Genomic DNA, 21,832 nt, shown 5'->3' with positions numbered 1-21,832 from the left:
TGACATGTATGATCATCGCAGGCAGCCGAGATTTGTCAAGAGACAAATACGAGGCGACCCCAAGACTCAAAGGAGAGTAATGATGGAGGAGTCGGAGAGGGCAACGCCACCGATCGGCAGGCCGGTTGCTCTCATCACCGGTGGACTTGGCGATATCGGACAGGCGGTTGCGATCACTTTGGTGCGCGACGGCTTTGACTGTCAGATCCTGGACCTGGCGCCCTCCGAGATGGGCGCAGCACGCTGCGCGGCGGTTGCGGAGGCAGAAGGAGTCTCGCCGGAGTCGCTGACATACACGCAGTGTGACGTGCAGAATGCCCAAGCACTCGAGCACCTGGTCTCTTCCCTGCCGCGGCTCGATGTCGCTGTAGTGAATGCGGGCGTGGTGCACTCGAGCCCGTTCCTGTCCATCAGTGAGGAGGCATGGATGCGCCAAATCGGAATCAACCTGACTGGCGCCTTCTTCACTGCCCAGAGCTCAACGCGCAAGATGGTGGCTAACGGCGAGCCAGGACTGGTCATCTTCATGAGTTCGTGGGTCGCGACTCGCCCGTGGCCAGAAATTGCTGCCTACTCCGCTTCAAAGGCAGCAGTCGATCAACTCATGCGCCAAATCGCCCTCGAGCTTGCTCCACTTCAGATTCGCGCAGTGTCCGTCGCTCCTGGCATTGTGCGAGCAGGATTGGCGCGCAACCAGTTGGAGAATGAACCACAGTATGCGGCGAGAGCTTCTCGATCGATTCCGCTCGGCTCACCGCAAGAAGCTCACGACATAGCCAACGCGGTGTCCTTTCTCGCGTCACCCAAGGCGAGGACGATGACGGGAAGCATCCTGCTCGTTGATGCCGGTTGCACGCTCGGCGCACCGGAATAGCCAGCCGCGCGACCTGCTGGTCTATCCTGAGGGCAACCGGCGACGCGCTGGTATCGCATATGACACGTTCTGCTGGGCAGTGAGGGGATCCGAAGATTTCTGCCATAGGTAGGGGACCAACCCTCGTCGGAACGCGCGCAGAGTTGAGCAAAGATCTTGAAATGCAGTTAGTGAGCGGCGTTCTGCAGCCCGGTCAGAAACTTCCCTCTGAACGGGAGCTCGGTATGTCGTACCGAGTGAGCCGGACGGTCGTTCGCGAGGCACTCAGTGGCCTTGCTGAGCGAGGCTTTATTGCGATTTACCCCGGCCGCGGCTCATTCGTGAGGGCGCCCCAAGCAACTGACTTATCTCAGCCGGTCGTGCGGATAGCGACGAACGCTGGCGTCACGTCGCGCAACCTGGTGCAGGCACGGGAACTCATCGAGTGTGCCGCAGCACGGGGAGCAGCGCTGAAAGCGAACCCTGACGACATCCACCATCTTCGTGAACTGCTCGAGTTGCACACGTCCGCCACAACTCTCGCCAGCCGAGTGCGGACCGACCTTGAATTTCATCAGCGCATCGCAGACAGTTCTGGGAACCCGGTGCTGACACTCATGTTTGGCGCCATGTCCACCTTTGTTGCAGACCTCATGTATCGAAGCCACAGCGACTCAATCGTCCGAGAAATCGGTGACCCCCTCCATGAAGAGATCGTCGACTGCATCGAGGCCCACGACCCGGACGGTGCTGAAAGCGCAATGCGTCGTCACGTGGTGTTGGCGCTTGAGCTGTTCGGCGACGACGTGGATCGACCGCTCTCGGAGGTCGCCCGCGAACTCATGGTTCGCACCTACTAGAAACTACTATCGGAACGCTTCTGAACCGTTCTCGTCCCGTCTGGCCTGGATCCACCATTCGCGTTAAGTTCACGGGTGCGACTGACGACCAGGCGCCGTTCGATGCATCCACTTTTCCTTCTGGAGCTGAACACGACAAACGAGATCTCGGCGACTTCGGCGGAGGAGAGCTGTTACGTCGCCCCCGCGATGTCGTTGGCGACAGCGAGTTCTGTGTAGTCCGGGCGGAGGACAATGATGTCGGCTTTCTTGCCGACGGTGAGCGAGCCCACCTGCATCTCGATTCTGGGGGATACCGAGATGTGGCCGCCGCTGCGGGCAATAGCGGTCAACTCGTCGTCCGTGAGCATATTTCCATGGATGATAGATCAGGTCGTCACCGAGAAGATCACTCTCGTCCATCCACGACACAGCCCGCACGCATCCCGACGCCCACATGGATCGAAGTCATTACCGCCACCTCTCGCGCCAATGCAAGGTGCGCCGCCGCTTGAGTGAACGACTCGAACTCTGGACCCGAACTGGCAAGCGCGAGTGTGGAGCGGCCGTTGGGATCAGGGAAGTGGGTCGCAGCAACGCGGCGGGAATAGTCGGAAATCCATATCCATACGCTGCTCGAATTCGAGACGCGCGCAGCCCGTGAAGCGCAGCATCGGCGAGATCAGGAGAATTGGCGATGTGTGACCAGTCCATGAGGATGATGAAACCCGAGTCGATAGCCCTCAGAGCTCCGAGGAGGTTACCGGTGCGAATATCCACTGCGCGGAATGTTGGAGCGAGGGAACCGATCGTCAGGGCGATGTGATCGTTGGGAGTCCAGTGGGAGCCGACCTGGCGCAGGACGGTCTGCCAAGTGTGGCGATGGCTGTCGACCACACCGGGCGTAACAACCATCCCTCGAGCGTTGATGATCTCGGCGCCCAGGTCGGCGAGATTCAAGCCGATATCGACGATGGTATCGCCGTCAACGATGACGTCTCCTTCGGGCAGGATGCCGATTTCGTGGTCAACAAAATAGACGATCCCTCCAGTGATAAGAGTCTTCTGGGCTATGGCGTTTTCGCTTTCTCGCCGTTGCTGGGCGGCGGAGTTGTTGGATGACAACGACACCATGCAGAGGCGCAGTAGGCCTCTTCCGCGCTTGTACGTAGCGTCCAGGTAGTGACGGTCGAGTGCGCGTTGGTCGGCGCCAGTTCTTGTCACCGCCGAGGACCCGCGAGCGCCGACACCCCGCGAGTCGCGCACCGGAGACCGAACACCGGCAGCTGAACAGGGGTTTTGAAGCTCATTCGGCTGAAATTAATTGGTGCGCCAGGGGGATGTGAACTCCCGGCCAATTGATCCGTGATCGAAGGTCGTCTCCTCGGAACTACGCGGAGGTGGCCGAGACCCCGCCAAACAATTGGTGTCTGAGCGCGGGGTTATGGAGGGGACCTCGGTAATCATTTCCGCTGGGCCGCCGCCGTGTTCGAATTCCGTTCGAGCAATGTTCTGACTATCAGGTCGATGAAGGCGGCGATTTGGTTGAGGCCGTCTGAGAACACTTCAGGGATCGAATCTTTGCGCGTCTGGTTGAGCCGCCATATGGCCCATTTCGGCTGGAAAGGGTCGTGGCGAAGAATTGAAGTTGGGGAGGACGGGTCCGAGATGATCGGGGCATTCCTGAGTCTTGCCCTACATCAGACGGTAAATTCGCTCTGAGGCGGGTGTTTCATCCAACCCGATACGCAAGGGGCGGCCGTTTTTGCGCAGGAACGTGTAGTGCGAGCGTCCCGACACAAGGTCGCTCACGGACCGGGATTTACGGCCTCTGCGCTGTCTAGCTCGTGAACGCCGGGACTGATGCGCTCGCGAGACGCCTCAAGGTGCCTCAGCATCGCGGCTTCTGCGGCATCCGCATCTCCCGAAGCAATTGCCCGGGCGAGCGCATTGTGCTCCTCGATTGCGTGCGTGCCGCTGGCGGAGGAGTAGTGGAGCCTGAAGAGGTGTAGATGGATGTGACTTCGCTCGAACGCGTCGATGATCATACGGTTCTCGCAAAAGGAGAGGATCAGCGTATGGAAACGGGAATCGTGGTCTGAGAATGATTTGGAGATCGAGTAGCTGTCTTCCGGCGGGGCCTCAGGGCAAGCGGCCAACTCCTCCATTATGGCCTTCGTGTTCGTTTCGGTTATGCGCTCAGCAGCCACGCGTGCCGCCCAGGGCTCAATCAGGCGCCGAAACTGGTACAGCTCGTCCACCTGTTTGCGGTTGAGTGGTGCCGTTGTGCGATAGCCGCGCAGAGGCTCTTTTGCTACCAGCCCATCGGATTCCAACCGCGCCATTGCCTCGCGAATTGGTGTCTGGGACACCCCGAGGTCGCGAACCAGATCCTCAATGTTGATTCGCTCGCCCGGCTTGATGACGTGGCTCATGATTCTGGCTTTTATCAGTTCGCGGCATTCATCGGCGAGTACGGAACGCTTGAGTCGCGGAGGCGCGATCGCATCAGTAGTAGGGGTTGAAGTCAAGGCGATGATGTCTGTCACGACGGGGTACCAATTCGATAGGAAATGTCTAATCATATTGTGCGTTGTCCCGAAATATGTCGCAGACAGTACTCATAACTTCAGTCATGACTCAACTCAAAGTGTCGGGCGTCGCTCATCGTGTCGGGTTCACCCGTGATACCTCTCCCGGGGTTACGGCGCCAGCGTCTCCCGCCGACAGTGTCCTGCGCCGGTAGTTCGCTGTAAAAGCCGGTTGAGAGATTCGAGGATCTGTTTTGCGGGCTTGGTCCACATTAGTGACCTCGGGTTCTCATACCCGTTCTTGACCGTGTGCGGATGTCGGATTCACGTGCCTGGAAGCTGCGGTGTAACCCATCCAGCTGTCGGAACAGGATGGCGCCCGAGGGCGACGTTGTCGGCCACGAAGCCGCAGAAGGTGACTCCGGAGGCGTCCGGGGATCACGGACATTCTGACCCGCCCGAGCCATTCCCGCGCACCGCCAAGGCCACCGCGACCAGCGCGGCCGTGGCGATAAGGCCCTTCCCTGCGCGAGGGACGATCTTGAGCCCACCGATCTGGCGCTGACACCGCGGGCGTACGTATCCTTCTAGCCAACGGCTCTCGAAGAACACGCAAACGGGCCGGCTCACCGGCAAACCGCGCCTGAAGCTCCAGAATTGTCCGCAGGAAGATCGGCTAACCCACCTGCCAAGGCCGCCCAAGCTAACCGTTTACGCACTGGCAGACCCTGTTGTTCTTCCGGCTCATCGAGGCGTCAGTTGCCGGTTCACCGGCGCCCTACACTGATCCCGCCGTTATCCATAGACCGCCGATGATTGTTCCAAGTCCGCCGTCGGCGCCACCGACCTCCCCAGAACCCTCGCGGGAGACCCCGCGAAGCGCTCTTGGCGAGCGGGCGAGGACGCGTGTTCGCGGCAATTAGATGGATAGCCACTCTTCGGAACAGGTTTTGATTGGTCTCTCCAATCACGCAGTGGCCGTCCTCGTCCGCGACGACACTCTCACCCGGATCCGGTAAATCACGTAATTGCATGCAGCCCGCAATTGTTGCCATGGTCTCGCTATGGTGAGAATCGAGGGTGCAGGCGTGTTGTGGTAGCTGGGCGGTTACGTGACGGCGGGTCGCCCAAAGGCCGCCTGCTCGACCCCGCGAATGTAGCCGATTGCGAAAAGACGGCCGAGCGTTTCATACCCCGGACGCGCGTTAGTCTCACCGTGCATTGTCGGCACGTGGTCAGGACGCATTGGACCTGCGAATCCGATTTCAGCGTACGCACGCATGCATTCTGGAAGGTCGGTCTTTCCTTCGTCGTGGAATGTCTCGCGGAAATCGGTTGCCGTGCCGATCACGTCGCGGAAGTGTACAAACGCGATACCGTCAACGCCGAACTCGCGAATGAGAGTGGGCAGGTCTTCGTCGCCCATGAGCGCGAAGTTGCCCTGACAAAAAGTAATCGCATTGCTGGGCGAGGGGCGCATCGCGCGTAAGCGTCGGAACGCCTCGGCGGAGCGCATCAATCGAGGAAGGTTTCGGATGATCGGGTAGGGCGGGTCGTTCGGGTGCATTCCCAGACGCACACCTGCTTCCTCGGCGACGGGCACTACCGCATCAAGGAAGTACTGCAGAGCGTCCCACATCTGCTCGTCGGTGACTTCCCCAGGCTCCACGAGCGGCGGCATATCCTTGCTGTCACTCAGGCGGAATCCTGTAACGAGCGCCCCTCCGCGTATGACCACGTCGGTGTCCGTTCGCGCCCAGCTGGTGAGTGCCATCCAGTTGTAGCAAAGTGTTGGCAGCCCTAGATTTCCCATCGCTTTGATTTGAGTGATGATGTTCTCGATTTGTTCGTCACGCCCAGGAAGTCCGAGGCGCACCTTGTCCATCGGAGCTGTGTCCTCGAGGCCGATCACTTTCATGCCATGGTCGGCAAAGATATTCATGTCCCGCTTGAGGGCTGCCTCACTCCACGGGACGAGACCCGATTCATCGAGTCCAAAACCGTTCTTGCCGACGGACGCGAACATGCGCTGGTCCTGCTCGCCCCCATTGAGGGTGGCGATGACGTTATTCACACCGGCCTGTTTGATCAATGTCCACATTGGTTCAGGGCGCGGGGCAAGAAATTCGCTTAGCTGGATCATGAGTATTACTTCTCCATTTGTGGTTTTTGCTGACGGCGCCATACCTCGTTAGTTGCGCCAGGTTCGGGTTTCGCTCACGTTGCCCGCATAACGATGCTGGCCACTCGGCTCTAAATGAGGCCCCCTCACTCACACTTCGAATTGAGCTGGGCGTGTTCGCTGTTGACGGCCTTTAAATAGTGCAACGCCCAACCCCCGCCGCCAAACTGCAACGTAGCGGTTTGACACCATCTGGCTCAGCACTACTCCGAAAGGAGGCGAAGGGCGCTTACTTCCAGCAGAGTATGGCGTCCGTGCGCACACGTGACTGGTAAAAGGGCTCCTGTCGCCGTAGAGGTTCCGTTTGTAGGCAGACGGCAAATTATTCAAGATTGAGAATCCTTTATATCGTATAGGATATTATAAAGCACAGTCTGTATGAGGTGTGCGGAATTTGTCAAGGTGACTACGGCCAGTGGGTCTTTGGGAGGCCCGTGTGGCCGTATTAGTGAACTGAGACAGAGGTAGGGTCGGCCGAGTGCTCAAGTTGCACCCGAGATCGGGATCGTCGAGGGGATGCTCAGCTGAAAAGGGAGATCGATCTCCTTGGAAGAGACAGCGCCTTCTTCGCCTCGAAGCAACGATGAACCACTGTCTCGTGTTCATCGTGACGGAGATGGCCCCTTCCCCATTGACTGGATGTGTCAGAAATTGAAGGCCTCCCGGGCCTCGATCTACCGCTGGTTGCGCCCGAACGTGCCAATGCCGACCCAGGTTCGCCACGACGAGCTCAATGCTCACGTTGTGCGCGTCTACGCGCGTGGGAAGGGCAGAGCCGGCCGGGACCACAGCACCAAGATCCTCTGCCAGCAAGGCGTCATCATCGCCGATGGCACGGGCGTGTCTATCCACACAATCACGGCCTCCGCGCCGTGCGAACACGGGCTTGGAAGACGACTACGACCGTTAACCCGGACGCCCGAACCGAGCACATCCAGAGCCACACGCTCGATCAGGAGGGGATGCTCGACTTCACTTCAACCGTCTCGGGAACCCGGTTCTGCGGGGACGTAACCTATCTGCGCACCGGCTCCGGAGGGCTCTCCCAGGCGACCGTCATCGATCTCTGCTTTCCACTCCGATTATGCCGAGGATGACGTTATACCGAGAAACCGTGCCGATGCCGCTTGTTTCCACGGAACGGCCCAGGAGTTGCATGATGATCGGCAACGGGATGCCCTGTTTGTTGAGCTCTGGCGCTCTGGTTTTGCCACCTCGCTCACATTGTCGTCCAGGTGAACATTCTGCGGGGTGAGGTGGCGGACTTCGCCGATGCGCAGCCCGCAGGAGTGCATCAGGGCGAAGAATACGACCGCCTGCCATGTACACGTGATGAGCCCTCGACGGTCGCCCGGTCGAGATTGACGAGAGCACGGTCGGCGCGGTGTCGATTAATTGATTCAGATACGAGGCCCGTGAAGCGCCGCATCCCCGGCAAGAACCGTTCCGCAGATGCAGGCCCGCATGACCAATTGCCCGTCCCCGTTGGCCAGAGCGGGAGCCACCCGATGACAACGCCGGACGCGTGCCATCATCAGCGCATCGAATAAATTCTGCGGCTGCGTGAAGGTGAGGAACCCAGGAAAATCATCGCCACCATCCACGTTGCCGATGGCGCCCGCCGGTCCAGCAACGATTCCAGATATCCGAACACGGTGGCGCCCTTTGCTGCTTCCCGCGATCTGATTCCGCTCGCCTCCAAAAAGAGCAGGCATTCGCGTGCTGAGCAACCGCAGGCACTTCGAGTAGCAGTCACCAGGACGCGGCGTTCCATCTCGCCCAACCACTCATCTCCCAGAGCGATGACGACGAATTATTGGAAAGAGACACCACTCAGCGGGACGTCACCATGCGGGGCGACGCCAACGTCATAAAGCACTAATGCGAGTGTCGGCCCGGCTCGCTGCCGCTTGACCCAACCAGGAAGTCGAGGTCGGCCCCCTCGTTCGCTTGCATGACATGTTCGCGGTACAGCTTGACCCATCCGCGTTCCGCGGCCGGGCGGACAATCGGGTCGGCAGCTTCGCGCGCTTCCAGCTCCTCGTTCGATATGAGCACGTCCAGACGACGTGCCGCGGTGTCGAGCGTAATACGGTCGCCCGTCCGCACGTACGCGAGCGGACCACCGACTGCTGATTCGGGCGAGACATGCAGGATGCAGGTGCCGTAACCGGTTCCGCTCATGCGCGCATCCGAAATTCTCACCATGTCAGTGATGCCTTGCTCTAGCAACTTGCGGGGAAGCGGCGTGTTACCGATCTCCGGGAAGCCCGGGTATCCCACGGGACCGCCTCCACGCACGACAATGATGTCGTCTGGCGTGACATCCATACTTGGGTCGTCCGCGACAGCGACATAGTCCTCCATCCTGTCGAAGACAAGCGCTCGACCGGTGTGCTGCAGCAGGGCCGGCGAGGCCGCCGAGAGCTTGAGCACTGCTCCGGATGGTGCGAGGTTGCCATAGAGCACCACCGTGCCGTTCCCGGCTGGCATAACCGGTGCTCCCACGGGAAAGATCACATCGTCATTCCAGCACTCGGCAGGTTCGACATTCTCTCTGGTCGACCTGCCGGTCACGGTGAGTGCATCGCCGTTGAGGTGGCCGAGCAGATTCTTCATCACTGCCGGTACGCCGCCCGCGTAGGCGAAATCTTCCATCAGGTATTTCCCAGAGGGCTTTAGGTTTACGAGTAGCGGAATCTCGGCTGGTAGTGAATTGAATTCAGCCAGATCGAGCGGCACACCCGCGCGTCCAGCGAGCGCCATAAGGTGCACGATGGCATTCGTCGAACCACCGATCGCTGCATTAACTTTCACGGCGTTCTCGAATGCGGGCCTCGTGAGAATCTGGGAGATTTTGAGGTCCTCCCCCACCATGTCCACAATGCGGCGGCCCACGCGCTGGCAAGCGGCGTACCGACGGGAATCCACTGCAGGCAGGGCCGACATCCCTGGCAGTTGCACGCCGAGCGCCTCAGTGAGCGCTGCCATCGTAGATGCCGTGCCCATCGTCATACAGTGGCCTTTGCTCCTGGCCATGCAAAACTCGGCTTCGGATAAGTCTGCCGCCGACATCGTTCCCGCTCGGTACTCTTCGGTGAAGCGCCAAATGTCCGTGCCGGAGCCGATGTCCTTGCCTTGGAACTTGCCACTCAGCATCGGTCCGCCTGTGATCATGATCGTCGGAAGGTCGACGCTCGCAGCGGCCATGAGCATCCCTGGCGTGGTCTTATCGCAGCCAGACAGCAACACGACGCCATCCAGCGGGTTCGCTCGGATGAGCTCCTCGAGTTCCATCGCGAGCAAATTGCGGTAGAGCATTGTCGTGGGTCGCATGAGCGGCTCACCGAGACTCATTGTTGGGAAGACAAGCGGCAGGCCGCCTCGCTCCCAAACACCACGCTTCACCGCCTCCGCCACCTCGTCGAGATGTGCATTGCAGGGCGTCAATTCTGACCAGGTTGTCGCAATACCGATGACGGGTCGGCCGTCGAGAACGTCCTCGGCAAACCCCTGGTTTCGCATCCAAGAGCGGTGGATGAACCCGTTGCGATCTTCAGCTCCGAACCAGTCGGCACTGCGGAGGCTCATCAGAGCGCTCCCAGAATTACGACGTTCGGGTACCACTCTAAAGCGGTTCCCGACCAAAATCGGTTTTGCTCGGCGGCACTTAGGCTGGCCGCGAACTCATGGGCGATCTGCATCACGGTGGCATATGACGCGCCGAGCTCGGCGACAGGCCAATCGCTGCCGAACATTATTCGCTGTGGACCGAATGCGTCGAGCACGATATCGACCGCTGGCTTGAGCTTCGGGTAGCTCGGCGTCCCTGGGAGGTCGAACGTTGCATAGCCGGACATTTTGCACGCCACATTATCGAGTCGAGCGAGGGCTCCCAGATAGCGCGCCCACCTCTCAAGGGCATCAGCCGCCAGGGATGGCTTTGCTAAGTGGTCGAGCACGAACCTGACGTCAGGATGCGACTCCGCGAGGCTCATTGCCGCCGGAATTTGGTGCGGCAGCACCAGAAGGTCAAGCGTGAGATTGGCGACACCCAGGGCCTCTGCAGCGTCATTCATAGTCGGGCTTGCCAACCACTCGGCGTCCGGGTGGTACTCGGCCAACTCGCGTATGCCCACCAATTTATTGGCGCCCGGAAGCGACATAAGGGTATCGAGATTGTCACGGAATTCAGGGTCTTTTACGTCCAGCCAGCCGACAACGCCAGCGAGAGACGCGGAGTGCTGGCCCACAGCGAGCAGTTCGGGAGTCTCGATCGCTAGCGGAACTGTCTGTACTGCAATCGAATGATGGATGCCTTCGGGATTGGCCACAGATTCCCATGCCTGCATATCGTATGGGCCCTCGATCCGGGATTTCATGTCGTCGGTCATCCACGCTTGTGGACGAATTGACAGGTCCCAAAGATGATGATGCGTATCGATCTTCATTTCAACTTATCGAGCCTTTCCCAATGCCGCGCTATCGCAGCCACCGACCCACCAAGGCTGTGACTCCTATACTATAGGAAACTAACTTTCCTTTCGCGCTTATCGACCTTCGGGAGCCAACTGTGCCTTCAAGCGGCCACTCATTCGATCTTGCAGCGCTCAGCGAGCGATCCGCCGAGGCGCTCGAACACGTGGGCACCCCCCCTGCCGATGCCAGGCTGACCGCACGATCGCTGGTAGTGGCAGACCAGCGAGGTATCTACTCGCACGGACTACTCCGCCTCCCTCTCTACGTGAGCGCCATCCAAAAGGGTGGCATTAAGCCGCGCCCCAACCTGCGCTGGCATCGTGAACATGAAGCGGTCGCCGTCCTCGATGCCGACTGCGGGCTTGGACAGGTGGCTATGCAGGCCGCCGTCGACCGGGTGAAGGAACGAGCTACTCGGTTCGGGATTGCTGCGGTGGCGGTGCAGAACAGCAGCCACTACGGCGCCGGCGCGTTTTGGTCCGATCAGCTTGTAGCGGCGGGAATGATCGCCTTCATTACCTCGACCACCGGACCGACGGTAACTCCATTCGGCGGAACCCAATCCGTACTCGGAACCAACCCGCTCACCCTTGCCCTACCGAGCTCTGGCCCTCATCCGCTCACTGCCGACCTGGCGACAAGCGCAGGCGCGTATGGCAAGGTGCTGGCGGCACGCAATGAGGGACAACAGATTCCGGACGGTTGGGCCATCGATCAGGACGGGCAGCCAACAAACGATCCCGCGGCGGCTATCTCGGGATCCCTCCTCGCCTTCGGTGGGCATAAAGGTTCGGCGGTTTCCGTGCTGTTGGAGGCCTTTGCCGCGACACTCGGCACCTCGTATTTTGCCCACCAGACGGAGGACATCTGGTCGAACCCATCATCGCGGATGAACACGGGACACTTCATCATCGGCATCGATACGTCCTTTTTCACCAACCGAAAGCACACGGAAGACAGGGTTGCGGAGCTGCAGGAGGCCGTTCGGAGCGCCCGTGGAAACGGTGAAAGGATCCTCGCGCCAGGGGACATCGAGTACGGCAATCACAAAGCGAATAGCAAGCGAGTGACGCTAAGCAGCTCCACTGTCGTGCAGCTGAATGCGCTATTCGCGGCGTGCGGCCTCGACGAGCTTGCGCCGCTCGACTGAGCAGCGGAATTACAGACGCCCAGCAGTACAAACGTCCCGCGCATTGTCGAATGCTTATTCAGTTCCCAACGGACACGTCGTGGATCATGCCCATAACCTGACGAGAGATCGTCGGATAGTTCTTCGTGTTCTCAAGTTCACCCAGCACCATGTAGCCATTCATCACCAGGATATTGTCGGCGAGATTGACGATTTCGGGGAGATCGCTCGAGATCAGCAGGATCGCGAGTCCCTGGTCTGCGAGGTCGAGGATCAGCTCGTGAAAGGCGGCCTTTGTTCGAACGTCAACTCCGACCGTCGGTTCGTCGATGATGAGGATCTCGGTCTCGGCCGCCAGCCACTTCGCCAGGCTTACCTTCTGTTGGTTGCCGCCCGAGAGATTGCCTGCCAGCTGGTCAGGGCCGGACACCTTGATGCCGAGGCTGTCGATGAACTTAGCTGCGACAGACTCTTCTCCAGATCTTCGAACCATACCGAATCGATTGGCGATGCGCCGCCATACAGTCACTGCGATATTGCGGGTGACCGTGAAATCTAGGAAGACACCTTCTTCCTTCCGGTTTTCGGTGACGTAACCGATCCGGAAGGAATTGAGAGCCTCCCCCACGCCACGAATTTTAACTGCACGCCCGTTCACCCGCACTTCGCCGCTCAGCACGGAATGCAGCCCGAGCACGGTGCGCGCCAACTCGCTGCGCCCCGCGCCGACCAACCCGTACAAGCCGAGAATCTCGCCACGGTGCACATCGAGGCTCACGTTCTTGTGTCCGAGAGAAGTGTTAAGACTAATAAGCTCCAGGGCGGGCACGGAAGTCCGGTCCACCGTTCTCAGCCGTGTAGCGAGTGCGGCCAGTTGGCGACCTACCATCAGTTCCACGATTTGCGAACGCGAGTACTTGGCAAGATCGGCTGACTCGAGCACGCTCACGCCGTCGCGCAGCACCGTGACGGTGTCGCAGATCTCAAACACTTCCTCGAGCTTGTGGCTCACGAAAAGTATTGCTGTGCCGGAATCGCGCAGCACACGCACAACCTCGAAAAGCTTGTCGGCCTCGCTACCGGATATTGACGCTGTCGGCTCATCGAGTAGCAGCACCTTCGTCTTCGTGACGAGTGCCTTTGCTATCTCGACGAGTTGCATCTGAGCGACGGAAAGCGTCTGAACCTTCGCCTTGAGGTCGAGGTCAACGCCGATCGACTTCAGAGCTGCGGCGGCCTGTTCCGTGCGCTTCGCCCGGTCAATGATCCCGTTTTTGCGTGGAGGGTCCTGCAGGGTGATGTTCTCCTCGACCGAGAAATCAGGAATGAGGTTTCTCTCCTGGTGCACCACACCAACACCCGCTCGCGTTGCATCCACCGGAGAAGCGAATGTTCGGGGCTCACCATTGAGGGCAAGCACCCCCTCGTTCGCCGCGTGAACGCCGGTGATCACCTTGATGAGTGTCGACTTTCCAGCGCCGTTCTCTCCTAGGAGCGCGTGCACGGTTCCCGGCCTGAGCGTCAGATTGACACCCTCAAGGGCCTTTACCCCCGGGAAGCTCTTGCTGAGCCCGGTTGCGACAAGTGCGTCATTCATTCCAAGACCTTTCTACCCTGCCGAAGCACTTCGCTACGTCGCCTGCGCCATTCGCTCAGTGTCACCGTGGAGAGCACGACAATGCCAATAGTGAAGCTGACAACGCTGGGATCGAGAGAGTATTCTGCCCTCGCGATGTCTACCAGCCGGATAACGCCAGCAGCCATGACCGTTCCGTAGATCGCCACGGTTCCGCCACTCATCAACACGCCGCCAATAATCGGTGCGGCAAAGCTGAGGAGAAGCCAGTCACCGCCAATCGATCGGTTGATGCCCCCCAAGGAGCTGATTGTGACGATCGCGGCGACTCCGAGCAGCATTCCCGAGATGGTATGCGCGAGAAAGACTGAGCGCTTATTGGATATTCCCGAAAGCCGGGCGGCAGCGTCATTGCCTCCGGTGGCGAGGATTCGGCGACCAGGCGCGGACCGAGTGAAGAAGAACGCGAGCACTGCCGCTGTCAGAATTGCGATGAGGAAGATATAGGGAATCGGCCCCAGTCCCAGCCTGCCAAAGCCTTTGAGAGCCTCAGAGTACGAGTCGATCGTGAAGCTGCGCACAAGCGAGTACTGCACCCCGAGGAGGATCGTCATTGTGCCAAGAGTGATGATGAAACCGTTGAGGTTGGTCATCACGACGAGGGCACCATTTACAGCACCCATCGCGGTTGCCGACAGGAAGCCGACCAGCAGTGCCAACCAGATCGGCAAACCGCCTTCCGTCATAGCCACGGCCATTATTGCTGTCGCAGCCCCGCCCATCGCTCCGACAGCCAAGTTCATCTGCCCGATCGAAAGCACCACCATCTGGGCAAGTCCAATTAAGATGGGGATCGCCAGGTAGGTGAAAAAGCTTTGGAGCGACTGCCCGGTGAGCAGTGTCCCGCCCGACGTCACTGCTAGAAGCAGAAACCCGGCAATGAAGATCCCGGAGAGCGACACGTCTGTTGCGCTGAAGCGCTTCAGGAGGTTCACCTTATTGCCCTTCGCTTTAGCATTGTGAAGCTTCGCTTTCGCATCGTGAACTTTCGTTTTCGAATCTGTCCCACCGACAGTGCGAAGAGTAGGATTAGTCCGAGCGTGATGTTGAGTGCCTCAAGCCCGATTCCCTGCACGACGAGCCCTTGCCTGATCAGCAATGTCAGTAGCGCGCCAAGGAAGGTGCCGAAGACCGCGACCGCGCCACCCGTCAGCGCAGTGCCACCCAGAACCGGGGCAAGGAATGATGGCAGCAGGAATTCGTCGCCGATTGCGGCGGAAAATGAGCCGTTGACGAATCCGAGCATCACGCCCCCGAGCCCCGCCAGCAGGCCGGAGAGCGTGTGGGCGAGAACAATGCGCCTGTCGACTGGTATACCCGAGAGCTGTGCCGCCTTCAGGTTCGATCCGGTGGCGAGAAGTTCACGCCCTGTTCTGGAGTACTTGAACATGCAGCCGACAGACCCCAGGGCAAGGAGAGCGGGAATGATCATGAGTGGGATCACCGGCGGACCGCAGATCCCGGCGAAGCAGAGATCGGCGAAAGATCCCTGCCGCAGCTGGTCCATTCCTTCGGGCTGCACGGTATAGGCGGAAGCATCTGTGAACGTCATATAGATGAAGGAGACAAATCCCAGAAGGGCAAAGTCCATCGCGAGTGTAACCACGAAGGAATTCACCCCTGACGCCACAATGATCAAGCCCGTAATGGCACCAATTAACGCGCCGGTGGCCAATCCCGCAAGCAGTCCCAGCCACAGGGGTGCCTGTAGTACCTCGTAGCAGAATCCTGCGGACATCGCGCCGACCGCCGCCATACGCCCAACCGCCAGGTTGAGGTGCCCGAGTGAGAGCACGCAGAGTTGGGCGAGACCGACGATGGCGATGACGGAGGTGTCGCGAATCAGTGGAAAGAGAACGAAGTCAACGCTGGAAAAAGCACTATTCGTCGCGTTGAAGATAATGAAGAGAGCGATGATCGTGCCGAGCAGGATGACCTGCTGGCTGGAACCCAATTTGCGTAGCGAGTGCTGCCAATCGCCCCCCACACGCCTATCCACGCCGCTCACGCGACCCGCACCCGATCTATCGCTTCGAGATCCCCATAGATACCGAGTCCGAATGTTCTAGACGCCATCGCCGTATCGTTCCTTATCTTCTTTTGTATCTTTGTAATCGTCCGCAATGGTGGCATTCGCCCGACGAAGTGTCCGTTGGGCACGGCGCAGGCGAGACTCACATCGAGCTCCGTCCGGCAGTGCGTGTATACCGAAACCTCGCACGCCTCGGCTAGATGCGCCACTGTGAGCCACGGCGTAATGCCGCCAACGCGTGAGAAATCGAGAGGAACCTTCACACCGCGACTTCCGGCGCTATCCAAAAGGAATTTACCGTTTCGTTTTAGCCGCAAATCCCGAGGAGCAGTGTTGATCGACGCGACAGCTAATGAGGTGATCGCACCCGTAGCGATCGCGCACGTCGAGTGGTAAATCAGGTGCCACAGGGCTTTTATCCAGAGTGAATTTTTCCCGCGAAGTTGTGGATGGAGGTGGTCGCGCAGAAGGGCCAGAACCCAAGTTTCCCCGTTCCCGAGGGTATCGCTGCATCCAAAGCCCGTAATCCCGCCGTCCGTGGTGGGTCGAACGAAAGTGGCCATCTGTTGGGTGGAATCCCGCACCGCGTCAGTTGGGGCCGTTTCTGCACGATCGTCCGCGAAGAGCGCTTCGGCACTACTGACGACACTCATCTGCGTCTCCTTGGAAGATTCATGAGAAAACAGTTCGGTTGGGCGGTGTTCACACCCAACCGAACTGTTCGGGGCACTGGGGCTAGCTACAGTTCAGATACTCGTTCTTGAACGAGTCGAGAAGCTGCATCGACTTCGCCTTGCGCTCACCGTCATACGAGTCGATGTTGTCCTTCGTGACAAGGAACGAACCGGAGTCGACGTACAGGCCGGGCTTCTTCATTTCACAGCCTGAGTTCAGAGCGCCGAGAGCGTAGCTGCCAACATACGCTTGGCCCCACGGGTTCTGCACCACGGTACCGGAGATGGATCCGTCCCTAATCGCGCTCAGGATCAACTTATCGTCATCAATCGCAATGACCTTAATGTCCAGCCCCGTCGAGGTGACGCCTTCGGTGGCTGCGACGGCGGGGTTATATGCAGTTGTGACGATTCCCTGAATCTCTGAGCCCTGCGCGGCAAGGAGGTCGGAGACCGCCCGCTGCGCCGACTGCAGGTCGGTGTCGATGTCCGTTACCGTCGTGAGGAGGCGTACTGCGCCATCCGTCTCGTCTATCGCCCGCTGCACACCCTCTATGCGTCGCTGGGTGTTGGAGTCCACCGCATTGCCGGTGAGGTGCACCAGGTTTCCCTTGCCACCCATCTGCTCAATCGCCGCAACTGCGGCGAGGTACGCCGCTTCACCGGTGTCGGTGCTGAGGCAGAATGCAGCCTCGTTGACGTCTCCGGCGGGACATGAAGCAAGAGATGCGACCGCGAATCCATTGGCCTTCAGCTTCGCGAACGTCGTGTTGATGTCAGTTGGGCTGACCCCGAAGATACCGAAGGCATTGTAGCCCTGGGCGGCAAGAGCGTCGATAGCGGCATTCTGCTTTGTCTGGTCCCACTCACCGGTTTCGTTGAAGGTAACTCCGCCAATGCCGAAATCCGCTACAGCAGCGTCTCCCCCCGGAACCCATGGCTGGAAATAGGGGTGTGCGCCGCCAGGAATGAGTGCGAGCTTGGTGCTGCTGAAGTCGGCCGCATTGCCGGCATCCGGACTACCACCGTCGTTGGTGGTCGGGGCGGAGCAGCCCGCAAGGAGGGCTATCACGGCGATTGCTGCGCCGACGAGGGCTGTTCTTCGCTGTCGGTTAGTGGACATCATTGGTTCCCTTTCATATACCTTATAGGAGTTTCCTATCATATTGGGGCATGAGGACCATCAACGCAAACGGCATTATCGTGTTTCCTATCCAATTGATGCCAACTTGTGACTCGCATCATCTCTTTCCAAGCCCCATGTGCGACGAATTCCAGCGGCGCTGCACGCCCCAACCAGTCCTTGCTTGCTGATAAGTGCCGCAAGATTATGTGGGCGAGGATCGTGATCCAGGTCATCTCTCCGGGTGAACGCTCTGATACCGACGATCTCGTGCGGGGCCACAGGGGTGTCACAGACCACAGTTCGTGAGGCGATGGCCTGTCTTGAGTCAGACGGGCTGGTGGCACAGGAGTCGCCACGCTCCGATGGAGCGACCTCGCCGCTCCATCGCAAGCAACTCGACGACCTCTACCAGCTCAGCTACTTGATCGAGCCCTGGGGTGGGGAGCGGATGAGGTTGCGCAATTTCGCGAACGCCTTCAGGGCACGCTGGCCCGGCTCGCGCCATCGCAGCAGGGGACGGGGACGCCGCGCAGGCCGCGAGGGTGCGTCGGCTCAAGGCCTCTCGCGGGCGCGTGGTCCCCGCGCGGTCGCCACCGACGTGGGCACTGACCAAACCGGTGTCGACTATGCCGCAACCCGCCGCAGGTAGCCCATCATGGTACCCACCTCGTTGCAGGCTCCGGCAGCCGCACGGCATTTCGCGCCTTCAACTACGACGATCTCGGCGAGGTTGAGTTTCTCAGCCACGTGGTCACCTAAGGCGACCCCGTTGACGGCAGCGTGATCCATGCGTCGGCCGTGCCGACCAGCCACCGGGCGTTGAGCCCCTCCCATGCAAAAAGGGGAAACTGCATCGGACCGTGAGGGCGGTCAGCCCGACGAGATCCCTTTGAGTCGCAATCCCACCGCAACGAGCCCGTCTATCGAAGGACCCGGTCAACTCGAGCTCCCTCGTAATGAATCATCCCGGGTTTAGCGGAGGAGAGTTCTGCCAGTATCGGTTGTTGCTGGGGGTGCCTCTCACGGTAGTGCTGTTCGATCTCGATCGGGGTCAGACATTTGATCGAGGAGTGCAGGTAGTGTTCAATGATCCGATGGATCCAGTCCAGCGTCAGAAGCTCCAGCTCGTCGATGGCCTTGAACGGGCCATCGATTCTGGCGCATTCGTTCTTGCAGAGCCCTACGGCGGCCTCGGCCATCGCTTTGATGTGGCAATCACCGACGGTGCCGATAGAGGCCAGAGCGCCAACGACAGCGAGTCGATCGACATAGCGAATTGCAGTGTATTGACTGCCTGATCGCGAACCCAGGGTGCTATTTGCAGGGCATCCAATGGCAGTTCGGTGGGCATCCGTTTCGTGGCCCGCCAGCCGGCGATTCTGCGGGAGTGCACGTCGGTGACGAATGCGGTGAATTCCATCCCCGACCAGGTCGGAACATGCGTGAAATCCACGAACCAAAGCTGGTTAGGTCGCCGAGCGGTGAGGTGACGCGGACCCCCAAGAGTCTGCGCCTCGCTGGTCGTCCTCCCGGGCCGCTGTCCCGAATTGATCGCTGCCTGACGCGACCACTCACGCAACGTGTCAGCGCTGAGGCCGACTCTCTAACCGACTCGAATCACCGCCCGGCTGAACGACAGGTCTGCATCCTGCGCCCTGGTTTCGAGCACGAGCCTCACGGCCCGCTCACGTAGAGCCTGGGGCGATTTACAGGGTGAATTCCTGCTCGGCGACGAGGGCATTGTTCAACACGGTGTCGAAAATTCAGCATAAGGGCGTTCAGCAGGGTGCAGCTTCGCGAGGGGCCGACGAACATGCCCCCAGTTGACATTGCGATCGCTGCGTTCGTTGCTGTGTCGGGAGCAATGGCCACGTACGCGAGCGTAATTTGCACAAGCGCGATCTTGCCGCTCTTGCCGATCTTGCCGATGCCGAGCTTGACCACGCCGCAAGCGACTACTTACGCGACAAGAAAGCCCTTGTTAGATTCGACGCCAGCATATCGTTCCAGGCCTCAAGCTCGAAGTTAGTGCAGGAGTTCCGGCGCGGAACTCCTGCACTGTTCACGAGAATCTCAGACACGCCCCAGATGGCATCGAATTCTGCGACCCTCGCTGCCACGGCTGCGGCGTCTACCACGTTCGAGCTTCACCGTCATTACGTCGGCGTGCACTGCGATCGTCGGCCCAGAGGCGGCGAGTACTTTGGAAATGCTTCCGTGCACCACGACCCGCGCGCCAGCCCGCGCGCGCTTGGTCAGTCTCGCGGCTCGAGCCGGTGATCAGTGCCACCTTGCTGGGCACCATCGAGTAGCTTTTCGGTCATTGCGTGCGCCTCCGCAGCAAGGCCAATCGGCTCCAGGTGTCAGATGTTAATTCGTCGGTTAGTAGAACTCAACTGTGTCCACGCGATTGAGCAACTCCCGGCCATCGAGGAAGCGGGATGCGTTCTCGACGAACAGTTGGGCGATAAGACGGTCTTCTGCCTCGCTCAGGGCCGCGGTATGCGGGCTGATCAGCACGTTGGGCTGGTCCCAGAAGGGACTTGCCTCGTCGAGCGGTTCTGTTGCGAAAACATCCAATGCAGCGAAGCCGACGCGGCCATCCCTTAGCGCGGAGAGAAGCTCCTCCTCGTCAATCACTGTGCCGCGACCGACGTTCACCACAGTTGCTCCAGGTTTGATAGCAGCAAAGAAGGCACGCCCGAGCAGCCCCTCAGTCGCTGTTGTTCCCGGCAGCGTCGCGACCACTGCGTCCACTCGACCAGCAACCGCGGCGATGTCCGCCGGCGCCACAATCTCCGAGACGCCGGGCGCTTCGGTGAGACTTCGGCTGGTCGCGATCACCGTCGCGCCAAGTGCAGACAACTTCTCCACCACCTTTCGGCCAATGCCGCCGAGCCCGACAACTAACACGGTTTGCTCGCCGACCTGGCCCATTGTCCACCGGCCGCTCCAGTGATGCTCACGCTGCTGGGCCATCAGGCGCGGAAGCGACTTTGCACCCGCGAGCACCCCGAAAACGGCCCACTCAGCGAGGGGATCCCCGTGGACACCAGCAGACGTCGTGAAGAGAACGCGCGACAGTTCGCGTTCGCTCAGGTTCGCGGCGGCGACTTGCCCACCCCCGCCCGCTGCCATGATGTGAACCCAACGAAGCTTCGGATTCGACTCCACTGTTCTCTTGAGCGCGGCTGGATTTACGTCAGGAATGCCGTAGAGAACGTCGGCGGTGTCGATGAGCGCATCGAAGCGCTTCTGTTGCACGAATGTGCGCCGGAACGACGGGTCTCCGGCGAAGTCTGCGGCGTGCCGCATGGGTGGAAGAAGCTCTTGCTCGCATACCAGCTCGACTCGCGGCTCGGCTGCTTCGATCATTCGACGGTGCACTCGAGACAGCGGAGTCGCGACGACAACTCGCAGTCGCTCAATGGAAGACGATGACACGTGGACCCCTCGTTAACGTTAGGAAGAATGTTACAGAAGCCGGTTAGTCGAGGTGAAACATCTCGTGATTCCCGTTCCACCACTCTCCGAGCGCTCGATCGGTCATCGGCCGCTGCCGCTTCGTACACACGACCCACCACTCCTACGTGGCCGGATCTGCAGCGACGAATGTTACGCCTGACTCGAGATCGTCCCCCACGTATCCCGTGCAGGAGGACAGCATCTCTTAGTGCCGACAGAGGGATTAGTTCGTGACCTTTCTCGTTCATCGTCAAGCAAGCACTGTGCGCCACACGTCGGCGTGGAGCCGCTCGTAGTCCTTCACTCCATCGACTCTGACCCCGATAACCGAAGCGATTCTTTGCACGATGCTCCTTCACTTCGCTCTTAGGTCGGTGGGAGTGGCCGGAGGAGCAGCGTGCTGACTCTCCCACATCCACGTGGAGCGCGATACCAGTCGTGCTTGCCAACCCGGGGTTCGCGAGATTGACTGTCGCATCGGCGACCTCCTCCGGTTTGACCATACGGCTAGTCTCCAGATGGGCGTCCCGGGCAAGCCAACTCAAATGTCGCCCAACCGTGCAGCAGACCCGGGCGTCATTAATCGCGTCGTTGCTCTCAGCTGCACTAAAAAGTTTCTGACCCACAGGTGGGTTACCCGCGGGCAGATTGTGTCGATTTAACGAATTGATCTGAGATAATCAGGCGATAATTCACCGCATTTTGTATCGATACATCGGCTCACAGCCAGTCGACACAAGCGTGGGTCTCCCGCAAATCCGCCCATGAGTTCACGAAGGCACCGCGGTTGGAGGGTGCGCTCGCTCGATGCCAGGGAAGTGCCAGGCACTGGCCGATCTAGTCGCCGGATAGGTCGTAGGCCCCCGAGTGCCTAATGCCGTCGCTT

General features: G+C 59.7%; 18 protein-coding genes and 1 pseudogene. 4 read left to right on the top strand and 15 right to left on the bottom strand.

The features are described 5' to 3' along the window. Positions 1-79: 79 nt before the first annotated feature. Both RMN95_RS03090 and RMN95_RS03085 read left to right on the top strand, forming a co-directional pair. On the top strand, positions 80-874 hold the full coding sequence (locus RMN95_RS03090; RefSeq protein ID WP_309615497.1) for an SDR family oxidoreductase: 795 nt from the start codon (positions 80-82) through the stop codon (positions 872-874). Positions 875-1,017: 143 nt separating this feature from the next. After that, a complete protein-coding gene (locus RMN95_RS03085; protein ID WP_309615496.1) occupies positions 1,018-1,713 on the top strand; it encodes an FCD domain-containing protein in 696 nt (231 codons plus the stop codon). Between the two features lie 173 nt (positions 1,714-1,886). Here RMN95_RS03085 and RMN95_RS03080 read toward each other — a convergent pair whose 3' ends face one another. The 6 genes from RMN95_RS03080 to RMN95_RS03055 form a co-directional block, all read right to left on the bottom strand. Further along, the gene (locus RMN95_RS03080; RefSeq protein WP_309615495.1) at positions 1,887-2,063 is read right to left on the bottom strand and encodes a hypothetical protein; all 177 of its coding nucleotides are present in this window, start codon (positions 2,061-2,063) and stop codon (positions 1,887-1,889) included. Positions 2,064-2,163: 100 nt separating this feature from the next. Then, a complete protein-coding gene (locus RMN95_RS03075; protein ID WP_309615494.1) occupies positions 2,164-2,916 on the bottom strand; it encodes a hypothetical protein in 753 nt (250 codons plus the stop codon). A 584-nt stretch (positions 2,917-3,500) separates the two neighbouring features. Next, positions 3,501-4,241, bottom strand: a complete 741-nt coding sequence (locus tag RMN95_RS03070) for a GntR family transcriptional regulator (RefSeq protein WP_309615493.1) — start codon at positions 4,239-4,241, stop codon at positions 3,501-3,503. Positions 4,242-5,331: 1,090 nt separating this feature from the next. Beyond that, complete coding sequence (locus RMN95_RS03065) at positions 5,332-6,408, bottom strand: mannonate dehydratase (RefSeq protein ID WP_309615492.1); 1,077 nt, start codon at positions 6,406-6,408, stop codon at positions 5,332-5,334. A gap of 1,875 nt (positions 6,409-8,283) precedes the next feature. Continuing rightward, a complete protein-coding gene (locus tag RMN95_RS03060; RefSeq protein WP_309615491.1) occupies positions 8,284-9,996 on the bottom strand; it encodes an IlvD/Edd family dehydratase in 1,713 nt (570 codons plus the stop codon). After that, positions 9,996-10,856: an amidohydrolase family protein gene (locus tag RMN95_RS03055; RefSeq protein WP_309615490.1), complete on the bottom strand. Its 861-nt coding sequence runs from the start codon at positions 10,854-10,856 to the stop codon at positions 9,996-9,998. The genes RMN95_RS03060 and RMN95_RS03055 overlap by 1 nt, the downstream gene beginning before the upstream one ends. 122 nt (positions 10,857-10,978) lie before the next feature. Between RMN95_RS03055 and RMN95_RS03050 the strand changes: the two genes are divergently transcribed. Beyond that, positions 10,979-12,034, top strand: coding sequence for an Ldh family oxidoreductase (locus RMN95_RS03050; protein WP_309615489.1), 1,056 nt, complete (start codon positions 10,979-10,981; stop codon positions 12,032-12,034). Positions 12,035-12,092: 58 nt separating this feature from the next. Here RMN95_RS03050 and RMN95_RS03045 read toward each other — a convergent pair whose 3' ends face one another. The 5 genes from RMN95_RS03045 to RMN95_RS03030 all read right to left on the bottom strand — a co-directional run bounded on the left by RMN95_RS03045 (position 12,093) and on the right by RMN95_RS03030 (position 17,478). Then, complete coding sequence (locus RMN95_RS03045; protein ID WP_309615488.1) at positions 12,093-13,610, bottom strand: sugar ABC transporter ATP-binding protein; 1,518 nt, start codon at positions 13,608-13,610, stop codon at positions 12,093-12,095. After that, positions 13,607-14,584: an ABC transporter permease gene (locus tag RMN95_RS03040; protein WP_309615487.1), complete on the bottom strand. Its 978-nt coding sequence runs from the start codon at positions 14,582-14,584 to the stop codon at positions 13,607-13,609. The genes RMN95_RS03045 and RMN95_RS03040 overlap by 4 nt, the downstream gene beginning before the upstream one ends. Then, a complete protein-coding gene (locus RMN95_RS03035) occupies positions 14,581-15,648 on the bottom strand; it encodes an ABC transporter permease (RefSeq protein WP_309615486.1) in 1,068 nt (355 codons plus the stop codon). Before RMN95_RS03035 ends, RMN95_RS03040 begins: the two co-directional genes overlap by 4 nt. A 5-nt stretch (positions 15,649-15,653) precedes the next feature. Continuing rightward, on the bottom strand, positions 15,654-16,334 hold the full coding sequence (locus RMN95_RS17100) for an enolase C-terminal domain-like protein (protein WP_397545233.1): 681 nt from the start codon (positions 16,332-16,334) through the stop codon (positions 15,654-15,656). A gap of 82 nt (positions 16,335-16,416) precedes the next feature. Next, positions 16,417-17,478, bottom strand: coding sequence for a sugar ABC transporter substrate-binding protein (locus RMN95_RS03030; protein WP_309615485.1), 1,062 nt, complete (start codon positions 17,476-17,478; stop codon positions 16,417-16,419). 286 nt (positions 17,479-17,764) lie between these two features. Here RMN95_RS03030 and RMN95_RS03025 point away from each other — a divergent pair, with 286 nt between their 5' ends. After that, complete coding sequence (locus RMN95_RS03025) at positions 17,765-18,130, top strand: hypothetical protein (protein WP_309615484.1); 366 nt, start codon at positions 17,765-17,767, stop codon at positions 18,128-18,130. Here RMN95_RS03025 and RMN95_RS03020 read toward each other — a convergent pair. The 4 genes and pseudogenes from RMN95_RS03020 to RMN95_RS03010 form a co-directional block, all read right to left on the bottom strand. Further along, on the bottom strand, positions 18,106-18,228 hold the full coding sequence (locus RMN95_RS03020; protein ID WP_309615483.1) for a hypothetical protein: 123 nt from the start codon (positions 18,226-18,228) through the stop codon (positions 18,106-18,108). The two genes, RMN95_RS03025 and RMN95_RS03020, sit on opposite strands and share 25 nt — an antisense overlap. Before the next feature lie 173 nt (positions 18,229-18,401). Continuing rightward, complete coding sequence (locus RMN95_RS17095) at positions 18,402-18,680, bottom strand: hypothetical protein (RefSeq protein ID WP_397545232.1); 279 nt, start codon at positions 18,678-18,680, stop codon at positions 18,402-18,404. Between the two features lie 155 nt (positions 18,681-18,835). After that, positions 18,836-18,901: pseudogene (locus tag RMN95_RS17090) on the bottom strand (hypothetical protein); the annotation flags it as partial. A gap of 962 nt (positions 18,902-19,863) precedes the next feature. Beyond that, on the bottom strand, positions 19,864-20,925 hold the full coding sequence (locus RMN95_RS03010) for a D-2-hydroxyacid dehydrogenase (RefSeq protein WP_309615481.1): 1,062 nt from the start codon (positions 20,923-20,925) through the stop codon (positions 19,864-19,866). Positions 20,926-21,832: the final 907 nt, after the last annotated feature.

This window comes from Salinibacterium sp. (assembly GCF_031364185.1).
Classification (GTDB): domain Bacteria; phylum Actinomycetota; class Actinomycetes; order Actinomycetales; family Microbacteriaceae; genus Rhodoglobus.
Note: the sequence above shows the minus strand (reverse complement) of the source record. Positions and strands in the feature narration are given on the sequence as shown.